14 protein-coding genes are annotated in these 14,766 nt (G+C 38.9%); 5 read left to right on the forward strand and 9 right to left on the reverse strand.

Features of this window, described 5'->3' with window-relative positions; genetic code table 11:
- Positions 1-81 precede the first annotated feature (81 nt).
- Entirely contained in the window at positions 82-453 is a 372-nt protein-coding gene (locus tag ABIB40_RS19250; RefSeq protein ID WP_354361306.1) for a carboxypeptidase-like regulatory domain-containing protein, read from the reverse strand.
- A gap of 209 nt (positions 454-662) precedes the next feature.
- Positions 663-3,236 carry an ATP-dependent Clp protease ATP-binding subunit gene (locus tag ABIB40_RS19255; RefSeq protein WP_354361308.1) on the reverse strand — a complete coding sequence of 858 codons (2,574 nt, stop codon included), beginning with the start codon at positions 3,234-3,236 and terminating at the stop codon, positions 663-665.
- A gap of 968 nt (positions 3,237-4,204) precedes the next feature.
- Here ABIB40_RS19255 and ettA point away from each other — a divergent pair.
- The gene (ettA, locus tag ABIB40_RS19260; RefSeq protein WP_354361310.1) at positions 4,205-5,884 is read left to right on the forward strand and encodes an energy-dependent translational throttle protein EttA; all 1,680 of its coding nucleotides are present in this window, start codon (positions 4,205-4,207) and stop codon (positions 5,882-5,884) included.
- A 156-nt stretch (positions 5,885-6,040) separates the two neighbouring features.
- Here the strand turns inward: ettA and ABIB40_RS19265 are convergent, their stop codons facing one another.
- From ABIB40_RS19265 to glmM, 4 genes are all read right to left on the reverse strand, one after another.
- Complete coding sequence (locus tag ABIB40_RS19265; RefSeq protein WP_354361312.1) at positions 6,041-6,949, reverse strand: MBL fold metallo-hydrolase; 909 nt, start codon at positions 6,947-6,949, stop codon at positions 6,041-6,043.
- Between the two features lie 93 nt (positions 6,950-7,042).
- Entirely contained in the window at positions 7,043-7,297 is a 255-nt protein-coding gene (locus tag ABIB40_RS19270) for a hypothetical protein (protein WP_354361314.1), read from the reverse strand.
- Positions 7,298-7,412: 115 nt separating this feature from the next.
- Positions 7,413-8,561 carry a cysteine desulfurase family protein gene (locus ABIB40_RS19275; protein ID WP_354361316.1) on the reverse strand — a complete coding sequence of 383 codons (1,149 nt, stop codon included), beginning with the start codon at positions 8,559-8,561 and terminating at the stop codon, positions 7,413-7,415.
- A gap of 32 nt (positions 8,562-8,593) precedes the next feature.
- Positions 8,594-9,979, reverse strand: coding sequence for a phosphoglucosamine mutase (gene glmM / locus ABIB40_RS19280; protein WP_354361318.1), 1,386 nt, complete (start codon positions 9,977-9,979; stop codon positions 8,594-8,596).
- A gap of 197 nt (positions 9,980-10,176) precedes the next feature.
- On the opposite strand from glmM, the gene ABIB40_RS19285 reads away from it, so the two are divergent.
- The 4 genes from ABIB40_RS19285 (at position 10,177) to ABIB40_RS19300 (ending at position 12,889) form a co-directional block, all read left to right on the forward strand.
- A complete protein-coding gene (locus tag ABIB40_RS19285; RefSeq protein ID WP_354361320.1) occupies positions 10,177-10,908 on the forward strand; it encodes a class I SAM-dependent methyltransferase in 732 nt (243 codons plus the stop codon).
- Positions 10,905-11,498 carry a phosphatase PAP2 family protein gene (locus ABIB40_RS19290; protein WP_354361322.1) on the forward strand — a complete coding sequence of 198 codons (594 nt, stop codon included), beginning with the start codon at positions 10,905-10,907 and terminating at the stop codon, positions 11,496-11,498. Before ABIB40_RS19285 ends, ABIB40_RS19290 begins: the two co-directional genes overlap by 4 nt.
- Positions 11,498-12,214 carry a ZIP family metal transporter gene (locus tag ABIB40_RS19295; RefSeq protein WP_354361324.1) on the forward strand — a complete coding sequence of 239 codons (717 nt, stop codon included), beginning with the start codon at positions 11,498-11,500 and terminating at the stop codon, positions 12,212-12,214. Before ABIB40_RS19290 ends, ABIB40_RS19295 begins: the two co-directional genes overlap by 1 nt.
- Positions 12,215-12,283: 69 nt before the next feature.
- Positions 12,284-12,889: a Uma2 family endonuclease gene (locus ABIB40_RS19300; protein WP_354361325.1), complete on the forward strand. Its 606-nt coding sequence runs from the start codon at positions 12,284-12,286 to the stop codon at positions 12,887-12,889.
- A gap of 190 nt (positions 12,890-13,079) precedes the next feature.
- On the opposite strand, the gene ABIB40_RS19305 is transcribed toward ABIB40_RS19300, so the two are convergent.
- From ABIB40_RS19305 to ABIB40_RS19315, 3 genes are all read right to left on the reverse strand, one after another.
- The gene (locus ABIB40_RS19305; protein ID WP_354361327.1) at positions 13,080-13,514 is read right to left on the reverse strand and encodes a UPF0158 family protein; all 435 of its coding nucleotides are present in this window, start codon (positions 13,512-13,514) and stop codon (positions 13,080-13,082) included.
- 119 nt (positions 13,515-13,633) lie between these two features.
- A complete protein-coding gene (locus tag ABIB40_RS19310) occupies positions 13,634-13,783 on the reverse strand; it encodes a C1orf53 family protein (protein WP_354361329.1) in 150 nt (49 codons plus the stop codon).
- Between the two features lie 30 nt (positions 13,784-13,813).
- Positions 13,814-14,755 carry an exonuclease gene (locus ABIB40_RS19315; protein ID WP_354361330.1) on the reverse strand — a complete coding sequence of 314 codons (942 nt, stop codon included), beginning with the start codon at positions 14,753-14,755 and terminating at the stop codon, positions 13,814-13,816.
- Positions 14,756-14,766 lie beyond the last annotated feature (11 nt).

The raw sequence follows: 14,766 nt of genomic DNA on the forward strand, positions 1-14,766 counted from the left end.
TGCCTATAAGTCATTCCACGACCTAAAGGAAAGCTTGAACCGTATACTCAATAGTTTTGGAACAAAATACGACATTAAATTTTAGACACTACTTACTTTTGTTTTACGTTTCTTTATATTAACATCTAGAAGCTGAAGCGCTTCTTCTCCTAACTTGAAAATCTGTCCCGATGTTACATTTTTTAAAGGGACTACAATTGTTTTGTAACCAATTGAGGTGATTTTTAATGTGTCTTCTGATTTTATTTTCAGCACCTCAAATTTAAACTCACCATTTTTGTCCGTAAAAACAACACCTTTCTGATTAGCAACTCTTATACTCGCCTTACTTATCGGCGCTGCTGTAGCCGCATCGATAACTTTGCCATAAATTGTTTTTTGAGCGAATGAACTCCTTGCGTTTGCGAGCAAAAATAGAGTTAATGTAAAAAGCTTAATTTGATAGTTTCTCATGCTACTCTGCTAATTTAGAATAATTTACTTTATTCTATAGCTTAGAAAATGGAAAATCATCAAACCTGTTTTCAATTCGAGTTCCTTATAGTTCGTATCTCCACGAACAATCTTCAATTCGGTTTACAAAGATATAAAGACAACGAGCGCTGTTTCCCTAAAATATTTCAACAAAAAAAGCTTCCGATTTCCATCGAGAGCTTTTTGTTTTATTTGCTTGGAGAATCTTCTTCTTTCGGCTCCTGTTCTTTACTGTCTGATTTCTTTTCCTTCTTTTTACCCTCTCCTTTTTTACGAGAAATAGAAATGAGTTCAGTCTCTTTATCGTAATCTATCTCCATCGTATCTCCCGCAGAAAGTTCGCCTTTTAAAATTTCCTCAGCAATTGGATCTTCCAAGTACTTTTGGATGGCTCTTTTTAAAGGTCTTGCGCCAAAGTTTGCATCAAAACCTTTATCAGCGATATATTCCTTGGCATTTTCGGTAAGTAGAATATCATAACCCAAATTATGAACTCTTCCAAACAAACTGTTCAACTCTATGTCTATAATTTTAAAGATTTCGTCTTTACCTAAGCTGTTAAACACCACCACATCATCTACCCTATTTAAAAACTCGGGCGCAAAAGCACGCTTCAACGCGCTTTCGATTACCCCTCGACTGTGTGTACTCGCCTGATCTATCTTTGCCGAAGTAGAAAAACCTACCCCTTGGCCAAAATCTTTTAATTGACGTGCACCAATGTTAGAGGTCATAATAATGATGGTATTCCTAAAGTCTACCTTTCTACCTAAACTGTCAGTCAATTGCCCTTCATCTAACACTTGTAATAAGATGTTAAATACGTCTGGGTGTGCTTTTTCAATCTCATCTAACAAAATTACCGCATAAGGTTTTCTTCTAACCTTCTCGGTTAATTGTCCGCCTTCTTCGTAACCCACGTATCCCGGAGGCGCTCCCACCAAACGCGAAACGGCAAATTTCTCCATGTATTCGCTCATGTCTATTTGAATAAGCGAATCATCCGTATCGAACATAAACCTGGCAAGCTCTTTTGCCAGCTCGGTTTTACCAACCCCTGTTGGGCCCAAGAAAATAAACGATCCAATTGGCTTTTTCGGGTCTTTTAATCCAGCCCGGGTACGCTGTATAGCTTTTGTCAGTTTCTTAATGGCCTCATCCTGCCCAATAATTTTCTCTGCTACTTTCTCGTACATGTTCAACAGCTTAATGCTGTCTGTTTGTCCGACACGTTGTACAGGTATTCCGGTCATCATGGCCACCACTTCCGCTACGTTGTCTTCTGTAACTTCGTAACGTTTCGTTTTGGTTTCTGCTTCCCACTCGGTCTTAGCGGCATCCAATTGCTCTATTAAATTCTTTTCAGTATCGCGCAACTTTGCAGCTTCTTCATACTTCTGGCTGCGCACCACTTTGTTTTTCTCTATTTTAATATCTTCTATCTTGCCCTCAATATCTATAATGGTTTGTGGCACATGGATATTGGTTAAGTGAACTCTAGATCCAGCTTCATCCAAGGCATCAATCGCCTTATCGGGCAAGAAACGATCAGAAATGTACCTCGATGTTAAACTTACACAAGCTTCTATGGCTTCATCTGTATAAGTAACGCCATGGTGTTCTTCGTATTTATCTTTAATTCTAGTTAAAATTTCTATCGTTTCCGCAGGCGTTGCAGGTTCTACCATCACTTTTTGGAAACGACGATCTAATGCGCCATCTTTTTCTATATACTGGCGGTATTCATCTAACGTGGTTGCTCCAATACATTGAATCTCTCCTCTAGCCAAGGCCGGTTTAAACATATTAGAAGCATCCAGAGAACCAGATGCGCCTCCCGCGCCAACAATGGTATGTATTTCATCAATAAATAAAATTACATCAGTCGATTTTTCGAGCTCGTTCATTACCGCCTTCATACGCTCTTCAAACTGACCGCGGTATTTTGTACCTGCCACTAACGAGGCCAAATCTAACGTAACAACACGTTTACCAAAAAGTACACGAGAAACTTTGCGTTGCACAATACGAAGCGCCAAACCTTCTGCAATGGCAGATTTACCAACACCTGGCTCACCAATTAAAATTGGATTGTTTTTCTTTCTACGAGAGAGAATTTGCGAAACACGTTCTATTTCTTTCTCTCGCCCAACAATTGGATCTAACTTTCCTTCTTCTGCCTGGCGTGTTAAATCTCTACCAAAATTATCTAAAACTGGAGTCTTAGATTTAATGTCTGAAACTTTTTTAGGAGCGGTAAATGCCTCGTCATCTCTGTAATCGTCATCGCCGGTAGATGCGCTATTGCTCACATCATCCCTAAATCCGTTTCGGTTTACCTCTACTTCCTGTTTAAAAATATCATAAGTAACGCCGTATTGCAGTAAAATCTGCGAGGCGATGTTATCATCATCTCTCAATACCGAAAGCAATAAATGCTCGGTACCAATTAAATCGCTCTTAAATATTTTAGCTTCTAAATAGGTGATTTTTAATACTTTTTCTGCTTGTTTGGTTAGGGGAATATTGCCTAAATTAACCGTAACGCTACTAGTGCCACGAACAGCATCTTCTATAGACCGACGCAATTTACTGGTGTCTACCTCTAAAGAACGCAATATTTTAATGGCCATCCCATCGCCTTCGCGAATAAGACCCAACAACAAATGTTCGGTACCGATGTAATCGTGGCCCAAACGTAATGCCTCTTCTCTACTAAACGAGATAACATCTTTAACCTGTGGTGAAAATTTTGCTTCCATAATATCTTTCTTAACAGCCGCCCCTAAACTATAAAATAAAATTATAAAAAGGTGTGCGACTGTTTTGTTTATTTTATCAACAATTACGCCATCTGGCTGGAGATACACTAGCAAAATATCCGCGATTGCAAACAAATTGTTCAATCTGCTTAAACCAACTTGCTTATTTTAAGTACGTATTGTTAACAAAAATAGCTTTCCTAAAGTTAAAAAATGTTTGTTATTCCCTTTAAATGGCTTTGTCTATTTTATGCCACAAAAACTTTAGCCCAAATTAATGACAAAATGTTAGGCTTTGTAGACGGTTCGGTACAATTTGGCAGGCGGCAGAAAAAGGTTATTGGTTAGGGGTTAGGGGTTAGTTGGTAACTTGTTTAGGCGAGAATCTCTCTAGCGCACCATGTCTTTGTTCCTTACTCCTTGCTCTTTTATGCCTTTTCTCTCATATTTCCTTATAAAGCAGCAGCACAGCTATCTACAAAAGCTTCTCCGTTTTCCGCTAAATCCCTCCTGCGTTGGGGACACCGCTGCAATCGGGTTTAGGAATTTGGAGAAACATAAACCCAAAAACTTGGGCGTCCTCAATCGCAATTGCTAGCGCTAACGATGGAAATGGTATCCTTTTTGACTTTTTCTGGCAAAAAGATATAATGGACAGCGTGTAAAAGCGCCCAAATTATTTAACGAATAAGTTTTGAAAATGATGGGAAACCGGTAATCACAAAATCAGTCCCGTTTTTTGCTAAATCCCTCCTGCGTCGGGGATACCGCTGCAACTCGGTTTAGGTACGCGGGCAGGAATAAGAAAGCCAAAAAATGAACTGGCCACACAGTTATTTGCTACAAGGTAGCCAAACTATTAACACATAACCTGTAACCATTAGCAGTTAAACTCCACCCTCAACTTTTTACCTACTACTTTTAACTGTTAACTATTAACCCCATCTTTGCAGAAACAACATATTCTTATGGCAGACGAAAAAATAATCTTTTCTATGGCGGGCGTAAATAAAATTTACCCTCCACAAAAACAGGTTTTAAAAAACATATACCTTTCTTTCTTTTACGGTGCAAAAATTGGCGTAATTGGTCTAAACGGCTCTGGAAAGTCTTCTTTATTGAAAATTATAGCTGGTTTAGATAAAACCTACCAAGGTGAAGTAGTCTTCTCGCCAGGTTTTTCTGTAGGATATTTGGCGCAAGAACCCATTTTAGATCCAGAAAAAACGGTTCAGGAAGTGGTAGAAGAAGGTGTGGCCGATGTTATTTCTCTATTAAAGGAATACGAGGAAGTTAACGAAGCCTTTGGTTTAGAAGAAAACTACAGCGATGCCGATAAAATGGACAAGTTGATGGCCAAACAGGGCGAGTTGCAAGATAAAATAGACGCAGTTAACGCTTGGGAAATTAACACCAAACTAGAACGTGCTATGGATGCTTTGCGCTGTCCAGATCCGGAGGCCAAAATTGGCGTACTTTCTGGTGGCGAGCGCAGACGCGTTGCCATGTGCCGCCTGCTTCTACAAAAGCCAGATGTCTTATTATTAGATGAACCTACCAACCACTTAGATGCAGAAAGTATAGATTGGCTGGAGCAATTCCTGCAAAATTATGAAGGAACTGTTATCGCGGTAACGCACGATAGGTATTTCTTGGACAATGTAGCCGGTTGGATATTAGAACTAGACCGTGGCGAAGGCATCCCTTGGAAAGGCAATTATAGCAGTTGGTTAGAGCAGAAAGCAAAACGTTTATCTCAAGAAGAAAAAACAGAAAGTAAACGCCAAAAAACGTTAGAACGCGAGTTGGAATGGGTACGCATGGCTCCAAAAGCAAGGCATGCAAAATCTAAAGCACGTTTGGCAAATTACGATAAGTTAGCCTCTGAAGATGGAAAGGAAAGAGAAGACAAATTAGAACTTTTTATACCGGCTGGTCCGCGTTTGGGCAATGTAGTGATAGAAGCCAACAACGTAACCAAAGCTTATGGCGATAAAATTTTATTCGACAATTTAACTTTCTCCCTTCCACCAGCTGGAATTGTTGGTATTATTGGGCCTAACGGAGCCGGTAAAACTACATTATTTAGGCTAATTACCGGACAAGAGGAAGCAGATGCAGGAACTTTCCGCGTGGGCGATACCGTAGAATTGGGTTATGTAGATCAAATGCACAATGATTTAGACCCAGAAAAAACGGTTTATGAAAACGTTACAGATGGTTTAGATAACATTCAATTGGGCAATAAGGCCGTAAGTGGCAGGGCTTATGTTTCTAAATTTAATTTTAACGGAGGCGATCAGCAGAAAAAAGTAGGCGTACTTTCTGGTGGAGAACGAAATCGGGTACACTTGGCCATTACCTTAAAAAAAGGTGCAAATGTGCTTCTACTGGATGAGCCAACGAATGATATTGATGTGAACACGCTTCGTTCTTTAGAAGAAGCCTTAGAAAATTTTGGAGGTTGTGCGGTTGTGATAAGTCACGATAGGTGGTTTTTAGACCGCATCTGTACCCATATTTTGGCTTTCGAAGGAGACTCTCAAGTTTATTTCTTCGAAGGAAATTATTCTGATTACGAAGAAAATCGTAAAAAACGTTTGGGTAATATTGAGCCGAAACGAATTAAATACAGGAAATTGGCTTGACTGTTAGGTGGAAATTAGCCAGCATGACGAAAATTTACGGCATTTTATTACAAAAAAAGCTCCATCGGAGCGGCCGAATTAATAGCGGTGGGTTTCAACCCACCGCAAAATTAAGAAAACAGTATGGACGCAAACTACTTGTCTGCGCCCATACTTTTAACTCGCCTTAGCTCCTGTTAACTCGCCGTAGGCAGCGTCTAAACTTCGCCCTATTCCATCGCCTTTCCATTCGGGCGCACCAGGAATTTCTGTGGCTCTTAAAATATCTTCTTTAGTTTTGCCATTTTTGATTTCACTACCTACAAATACCAACAGTTTGGATAGATAATTTTGAAAAGCTTTGATGTCTTCTTTATTCCCAGTTACTTTTTCTGGATCTAAGCTATGGCCCCAAATAAACAAGGTATCGTTGTCAAATTGATTGTTAATCTTATCTAAGGCAGTTATCCAATTGCCAATGTGCGCGCCATTTGCTCTATCTATGTAGGGATACCTCCTATTAAAAACCAGATCGCCAACATGTGCGATGTTGGCATCTTCGAAATGGTAGACTGCATCTCCGTTGGTGTGGCCCGAACCATAATAATAGGCTTTAATTTGCTCTGCCCCAACCTTATCATTCCAACCTTTACCAAAGGTAATGTCTGGCAACAGTTGTTTATCCAAATTACCTGCTTTTTCTGCTGCGTTCTTTTGGTTAATTAAAGAGTTTTGGTGCGCAACTACGTTTTTGGCTAAACTTTTAAATGCAATATTTCCGGCGGTATGGTCGCCATGGTGATGCGTATTTATCAGATATTTAAAAGGTTTATCACCCAGTTTTTGCAGTTCTGCAATTACATGTGGTGCAGTGTTTGGAAATTGAGCATCAACAACCACATATCCCTCGCTAGAATTTAACCAACCAATGGTTCCGCCCTGTTCTATAAAATAACCCATGTTATTTCTCAACGGTTTAAATTCGTAGTCGACGCGCATAAGGCCTTCTGCAAATGCAGCCGATTTAGACAGAGACAAAGCTGCAACAGCCAAGGCAGAATTTCTAATAAAATTTCTTCTTTCCATTTCGCTTAAATTAAAAAGCCACAACTTTAGCTGTGGCTTAAATTAAATAATATTTTCAGGATAAACTAATCTAGTGCTTTTTTCAAACAGACTTCATATTCCCGCTCCAGGCTCATGTCCAGGCCCCATCGAATGTGTTTTTCTATGATGGTCTTTACTAAAAAGACTTGTAGTAACGTTAGAATTGTCAGATGATTCGTGATTTTCCTCTAATCTTTCATCTTCGGCAGTTTTTCCGAACAAATCTTGCTCAACACCCTCAATATTTCCATCAGTTTCAGCACTCTCAATGGGCTTGCCGTTTTGATCTACTGCCTTTTCTTGTTGATTATTTTTATCAGTTTCCATAACTTTTGTTTTTAGTGATATACTGTATGGATAACATAAACTTAGGTTTTTTGTTTTGGCGGCCAAATAAAATGAACGCAAAGATTTAAGTCATGCTGCAAAAGCCAACTTTTCTCTACGCCATAGCGTTTTGCGCCACAACGGTTTTTACCTTGTCTATTACAAAATCTATTTCTTCTTTAGTGTTGTATTTGCTAAAAGAAAACCGCACCGAAGGTCTTTCGGGATCTGCCTTTATACCATTTAAAACATGCGAACCTATGTTGGAACCAGACGAGCAGGCGCTCCCACCCGAAGCGCAGATGCCATGAATATCTAAATTAAACAAAAGCATATCGCCCATATCCATTGCAGGGAAAGATACATTTAACACGGTGTACAAACTTTTATCTGCAGCAGTCTCGCCGTTAAAAGTAACCCCAGGGATTTCTGCAATTAGCTTTTCTTTAAAGTAATCTTTAAGCCCTTGTATATAGGTTTGATGTTCTTCCATCTCTGCATAAGCAATTTCCAAAGCCTTTGCCAAACCTACAATCCCATATACATTCTCTGTGCCACCGCGCATGTTGCGCTCCTGTGCTCCACCAAAAATCATCGGTGGAATTTTAACATTGCTATTTACAAAAACAAAGCCCGCGCCTTTTGGCCCATGAAGCTTGTGTGCGGCACAAACAATAAAATGGGCTTTCAACTCTCGTACATTATGTTTGTAATGCCCCATGGTTTGTACGGTATCTGCATGGTAAATGGCATTGTATTTTTCGCAGATATCTCCTACCTTTTGTATATCTGTTAAAGTCCCCAATTCATTATTTGCATGCATCAAAGAGACTAAAGAACGTCCATTTTCTTTTAAGAGTTCTTCTAATTGAAGGTAATTTATATTGCCGTTAGCATCAACATCTACAAAACTCAATTGATCTATCTCTCCGTTTTTTAACAGGGCATCTAAAGTGTGCTCGACGGCGTGATGCTCTATTCTCGAGGTAATGGCGTGCTTAATTCCGTAGGCTTGAACGGCGCCACGTATCGCCATATTATCTGCCTCTGTACCTCCAGATGTAAAAAAAATCTCAGACGGCGATGCGTGTAATAGCTGTGCCACCGACTTCCTTGCCTTCTCTACCAACGTTCGAACCTCTCTGCCCATTGCGTGTATTGCAGAAGGATTGCCATAATGGTTTTTCATTACGGCGGTCATTTCCTCAATTACCAAAGGATCTATTGGAGTGGTTGCTGCATTGTCTAAATATATCCTGTCCATAACTTTACAAATTCTAAAACCCTTAACCCAAACTACAGATGCAAAATTTCTTTAATATCTGATATGATTTTTTTGGCCAAACTCTCGGCTACTGTTTCGTTTTCGGCTTCGCTATAAATTCTGATGATAGGCTCTGTATTGGAGCGCCTAAGGTGTACCCAGGTTTTATCAAATTCTATTTTTAAACCATCTATTGTGCTGTGTGGTTGCTTTTTATAGCGCTCTTCTACCTGCTTTAACAAATGGTCTATATCCATTTCTGGGGTAAGTGTTATTTTGTTTTTTGAGATAAAATAAGCAGGATAACTGCTTCTAAGCAAAGATATCGGCTTGCCAAATTTAGCCAAATGAGTCAAGAATAAGCCGATGCCCACCAAAGCATCTCTACCATAATGAGATTCTGGATAAATCACCCCGCCGTTTCCTTCGCCGCCAATTACCGCAGCTGTCTCCTTCATCTTATTAACCACATTTACTTCGCCTACGGCAGATGCATTGTAAATACCTCCATTTCTTTCCGTTACATCTCTAAGCGCTCTTGTTGAAGACAGATTCGACACCGTATTTCCCGGCGTGTTTTTTAACACATAATCTGCAACTGCCACTAAAGTGTATTCTTCACCAAAGAAACTGCCATCTTCGTTTACAAAACATAAACGGTCTACATCTGGATCTACCACAATGCCCAAATTAGCATTTTGCTTTTGCACCACTTTGGCTATATCACCCAAATTTTCGGGCAAAGGCTCTGGGTTATGAGGGAAATTGCCATCAGGCGTGCAATACAACTCTACTACGTCTTTAACTCCTAATGCCTTAAGCAAGGCTGGAATAAAAATACCACCTGTAGAATTTACGCAGTCTATAGCTATTTTAAAATTTGCGTTTTTAATCGCGTCTACATCAACCAAAGGCAGTGCAAGCACCTTATCTATATGCTTTTGTAAATACGTATCGTTCATGGTAACCTTTCCAAGTTTGTCTACCTCAGCAAAGTTAAAAGCAGCCTCTTCTGCAAGTTCTAAAACGGCTTTCCCTTCTAAATCGTTAATAAACTCGCCATTGTCATTTAACAATTTTAAAGCGTTCCACTGTTTTGGATTGTGGCTAGCGGTTAATATAATGCCACCGCCGGCGCCTTCTTCTGGCACTGCAATTTCTACTGTTGGGGTGGTAGACAATCCAACGTCTATTACGTCTATGCCCATACCTTGCAGCGTTCCTACAACCAAATTATTCAGCATTTCGCCAGAGAGGCGTGCATCTCTACCAACCACAATTTTATTAATTCCGGTTTTCTCTACCACCCATTGCCCAAAGGCCGCGGTAAATTTTACAATGTCTACTGGCGTTAAGGCATTACCTGCCTGTCCACCAATGGTTCCTCTTATTCCAGAAATCGATTTTATTAAAGTCACTCTTCTTGATTTAAATTGAGGCAAAATTAGCAAAATTTGCGAGCAACCGACGTAAAGCTTAGGGGGTTTTCTGTAAAAGATATCAGCTAGCAAAAAATAACTTTAGGGTTAAAAAGATCAAAAAACACATCTCCGAGAAATTAAAACCACAGTTTTGAGACATTTTTTATAAGTTTGCAGGCACAAAAAGCCTTTATATGCAGCGTAAATGGTTTCAATACTGGTTTAATTCGCCATACTATCACATTCTCTATCAGCAAAGAAATAATGCGGAAGCAGAATTTTTTATAGATAACCTTAGCAATTATCTAAAACCGGCTCAACAAAGTAAAATTTTAGACATAGCCTGCGGCAAGGGACGTCATGCCATTTATCTAAACAAAAAGGGATTTGATGTAACTGGGATAGACCTTTCTGAACAAAGCATACGTTATGCACAACAGTTCGAGAATAATCGCCTGCACTTTTTAGTGCACGACATGAGGCAATTATTTTACATCAATTATTTCGACATTGCAGTTAACTTATTTACAAGTTTTGGATATTTTGACACAGAATATCAACATGTTAAGGCCTTAAAAAGCTTCAGGAAAGCGCTAAAACACAATGGATGCTTAATTTTAGATTACTTTAATACCGAAAATATTATTCAAAACTTAAACAGCCAAGAACTTAAAGAAATAGATGGCATCCATTTCGAAATAACAAAAAGTGTTGTAGAAGGAAAAATTATAAAAGGTATAAACTTTGAGGCCGAAGGAAAAAAATACCATTTTGAGGAACGGGTGCAAGCATTTACGTTTGATGATTTTAAGCGGATGTTACTTGCGGCAGGCATGTACATTGAGAAAACATTTGGAGATTACGCCCTAAACGATTTTGATGAGTCTAAATCTGAACGACTTATTTTAATTTGCAGAAAAGCATGATTATAGAGATAGAAACTGCAACCGGCACATTAGAAGCCATTAAACACTTGGATGCAGAGTTGTTTTTATCCATACATAGAGGAATGTCTAATCCTTTTTTCGATTGGTTGATGCCCTTGGTGAGAAATAAGTTTTTCTGGGCGCCACTCTATCTTTTTATCATCGTTTTTTCTATCACACAGTATAAAAAAACTGGTTACTACATCATTGCGGGTCTTCTTTTTACGTTTGCCATGGGCGATTTAATTTCTTCGCGCGTTATAAAGCCTATGGCTGGCCGTTTAAGACCCTGCAACGAACCCAGCTTAGCAAACGACATTATCCACAGAGTAGGTTGTGGTACTGGGGCTAGTTTTCCATCTTCTCATGCTACTAATCATTTTGCCATAGCTGTTTTTTTAATCTGCGTATTCTACAAATATTGGAAACCTATTTTACCCCTGGCCATTGCTTGGGCAGCTTTAATTTGCTTTGCACAGGTGTACGTTGGCGTACATTACCCAATAGATGTAACTGTGGGTGCCTTACTTGGCGCCTTAATTGGCTACCTTTGCAGTAGGTTATTTAACTATTTACAACCCGATTTTTAATGGAAATTTGGAAAATTTGCGCCCTCTTTTTCTGTGCCTTTTTTGGCGGCACAGCTATATTTTTGGTAAAGAGTGATAAATCTAAGCTGCTGAAGTTAATTTTGGCTTTTAGTGGGGCGTTTTTGTTTGCCATAACCGTATTGCATTTGATTCCAGATGCCTATAGTGGTTCTGATAGCCACGATATTGGACTGTTTATTTTGTTTGGCTTTTTGTTACAGATTGTTTTGGAGCAATTTTCTGAAGGGATAGAGCACGGGCACATCCACAAACATACCGAAGGCCATATTTTTCCATTCGGAATTATGATAAGCCTGTGCCTACACGCTTTTTTAGAAGGTATGCCTCTGGCCAAAGACCAACATAACGAACTTATTTTTGGTATTGCTTTACACCACATTCCGGCTGCCTTTGCACTGGCGAGCATCTTATTACAAAATGAATTTAAACGCGCCGGGATTATTTTTTACATCATCGTTTTTGCATTGATGTCTCCGCTGGGTTATTATGTGAGCTTCGGGCTCAGCAATGGAACTATTGGCGGCGTAGATCAGTATTTCAATAAGATTATGGGTGTTGTAATAGGCATATTTCTTCACATTTCTACCACCATATTATTTGAATCTAGCGCCGATCATAAAATTAATTTCCGTAAAATGATTGCAGTATTACTTGGAATAGGCGTAGCATTAATTGGTTTTTTTACCGGACATTAAGCCTGTCTAATCAAATTGGGCTGGACTGCTATCCATTGCAACTACGGGTTTAATTAAGTACATTCGAGTATGGAAAATCTTATCGAAGAACCTGCAACCGCTTATCAAAAACGCCATTTTTCTCCGGAAGAATATTTAGAGATTGAACGGAATGCTATAGAGAAACACGAATACTTTGAAGGAGAGATTTTTGCCATGTCGGGTGCAGAAAGACCTCACAATAGAATATTTAGTAACTTATTTGGCAGACTTTTTAATAAATTAGATGGTTCTTCATGCCTGCCTTATGGAAGCGATATGCGGCTTCACATTCCAGAAAATACGCTATACACCTATCCAGATATTTCTATCTATTGCCAAGAACCACAAGAAAGCGAGTTAGATGATGCGAGCTTTATACTTCCAACGGTGATAATAGAAATTCTATCACCATCAACAAAAAATCATGATAGAGGCGATAAATTTAAATTATACAGAGCTATTCCGTCATTGAAAGAATATATTATGGTCGATTCCGAATCTATTTCTGTCGAAGCTTTCTATCTCAACGAAAAAGGGAATTGGGAATTAAATGAGCATAATAGTCTTGATGATTTACTAAATTTCCGCTCGCTGGCTATTTCTCTACCTTTATTAGAAATTTATGCAGGACTTAGCTTTGAAAAGAAACCTTAGAAACTCAACAAATTAAGGTGAATTAAACTCCACCACTAAGCCTATCTGCCGAAGCTACGCATTTTTGAAATGAGGTATTAGGTGATAGGTATTAGGCTTCAATCAACGTCGCACAAAGAGCCGTAGGAATGACAAGTTGAGTAGCATCGGATTTCAAACTTTTAAAAAAAGAGAACGCAAAAAAATTTATCTATTCATCTTCCAATTTCCATTCGATTTCACTTTCTACATATTGTTCTAGTGCCTTTTGTTTAAAATCAAACCAATCTTGTCGATAATCGGAGCCATCAATCAAAAATCTAAAGTTTTGAAATGGTTTTTTCCCTTGCAACGCATCTTCTAATTGATTTTTAAAGCGACCTTCTTTTATCTCTGTAGCAAAGTCTTCCATAAATTTAAAAGACTCGTGACTAACGGGTTGGGTTATGGTTATAAAATCTCTTCCGTTCTTTTTAATGGTCGCTAAATCATCTTTGTAAAATTCGTCATCATCATCAATGTCGTAGCTGTCTAAACCGCTCGGCATAGCTATTACAACTCCCGTTTTACGATTGTAAAAACATTCAAGTCCGAAGTCTATCTTTTCTGCTATTTGCTTTATAATTTTTTTATCAATTTCTGCCATACCATCTGTTTTATATTGTTGCCTAAAAATTTAAAAACAAAATTGAGAGAAAAATTTCGATATATTTCAATCAACACTTAAAAAGCTCGCTTATTAGATTTTAAGAGAATAAGAAAAGACTATTTTTCCTTTTTCCGCTTTTTCCTGCCGTAATCCCAGGGGCAGTGTTTACAAATATTCTTGCAGCAAGTTCCCCGTTTCAAATGGTAGGCTTCAGTCATCACCATAAAACCATCCTCATTAAAATAAAAATCAACGCCTTCTTTCATAATTTCGATTCAGCCCGAGAGCATACCAAATCAATTTAATATTTTAACTTCTAATTTCCCTTCGAAATGTTGTTTTAGTTGGCGGCCGTCTCCGTGCAGTGTCCAAACTTCTTTTGGCTTAACCATCTCAATGGTGTCTAAAATAGCCTGCCAATCGGCATGGTCTGAAATAAATAGCGAAATTCCATTCCTTTCCTGTAAATTTTTCCATCCCGAAGCAAATGCCCTAACCACGTTGGTTGCCCGGAAATAATTATTAAAAACAATAGGCGGCACAATGTAAACTTGCTGTTCTTTTTCTAGCTTCATCGCTTTTCTATCGTACAATTTATATTTACCCAAATTGATGCCAAAATCCTCATATATCTTCGCTATAGGCGCAATGTTATGATGCAGCATAATCGTTTTTTCCGCACAATGCGCATTTAACAATTGCACCATCCGCTGACCTTTGCCTAGGGCATAAGCTCCCAGCATAATGTTAAAATTGGTCTCATTTAGCTTATTTATTTCTTCGGCCGCAGCCGGATGCTTGGTAGACGGATTTGCAAATGTACTTTCTGTTATAAATACATCAGCTTCTACAAACTCAAGCGGTTCGCAAGTAAGGTCTTCCTCTAGTTTATAATCTCCCGAATACAAATATCTTACGCCTTTATAAACCATCAACACTTGTGCAGAACCTAAAATATGGCCCGCGGGATAGAGTATAATAGACACCTCTCCAATGTTAAATTCTTGATGGTAACCTTTAATTAAGAACTCAGCCCCGGCAGCTTTCCGGTATCGGTGTTTCATAAACGCAGCTGTTGCCGCAGTGCAATACACGCGTTCGTTTCCACGCACAGCATGGTCGCCATGGGCATGTGAAATGACTGCAATTTTAACGGCCTGTTGTGGATCTAGGTAAAAATCGCCATAAGGGCAGTACAGTCCAATGTTGTCTATTACAATAAAATTATCTAAAATCATGTTAAAAATTT

Source organism: Pedobacter sp. UYP30, assembly GCF_040547165.1.
In the GTDB taxonomy this organism is placed as follows: domain Bacteria; phylum Bacteroidota; class Bacteroidia; order Sphingobacteriales; family Sphingobacteriaceae; genus Pedobacter.

Coding starts and splice junctions, on each gene's coding strand:
- ABIB40_RS19250 (WP_354361306.1), bottom strand. CDS start 453: ATGAGAAACTATCAAATTAAGCTTTTTACATTAACTCTATTTTTGCTC.
- ABIB40_RS19255 (WP_354361308.1), bottom strand. CDS start 3,236: ATGGAAGCAAAATTTTCACCACAGGTTAAAGATGTTATCTCGTTTAGT.
- ettA (WP_354361310.1), top strand. CDS start 4,205: ATGGCAGACGAAAAAATAATCTTTTCTATGGCGGGCGTAAATAAAATT.
- ABIB40_RS19265 (WP_354361312.1), bottom strand. CDS start 6,949: ATGGAAAGAAGAAATTTTATTAGAAATTCTGCCTTGGCTGTTGCAGCT.
- ABIB40_RS19270 (WP_354361314.1), bottom strand. CDS start 7,297: ATGGAAACTGATAAAAATAATCAACAAGAAAAGGCAGTAGATCAAAAC.
- ABIB40_RS19275 (WP_354361316.1), bottom strand. CDS start 8,561: ATGGACAGGATATATTTAGACAATGCAGCAACCACTCCAATAGATCCT.
- ABIB40_RS19285 (WP_354361320.1), top strand. CDS start 10,177: ATGCAGCGTAAATGGTTTCAATACTGGTTTAATTCGCCATACTATCAC.
- ABIB40_RS19290 (WP_354361322.1), top strand. CDS start 10,905: ATGATTATAGAGATAGAAACTGCAACCGGCACATTAGAAGCCATTAAA.
- ABIB40_RS19295 (WP_354361324.1), top strand. CDS start 11,498: ATGGAAATTTGGAAAATTTGCGCCCTCTTTTTCTGTGCCTTTTTTGGC.
- ABIB40_RS19300 (WP_354361325.1), top strand. CDS start 12,284: ATGGAAAATCTTATCGAAGAACCTGCAACCGCTTATCAAAAACGCCAT.
- ABIB40_RS19305 (WP_354361327.1), bottom strand. CDS start 13,514: ATGGCAGAAATTGATAAAAAAATTATAAAGCAAATAGCAGAAAAGATA.
- ABIB40_RS19310 (WP_354361329.1), bottom strand. CDS start 13,783: ATGAAAGAAGGCGTTGATTTTTATTTTAATGAGGATGGTTTTATGGTG.
- ABIB40_RS19315 (WP_354361330.1), bottom strand. CDS start 14,755: ATGATTTTAGATAATTTTATTGTAATAGACAACATTGGACTGTACTGC.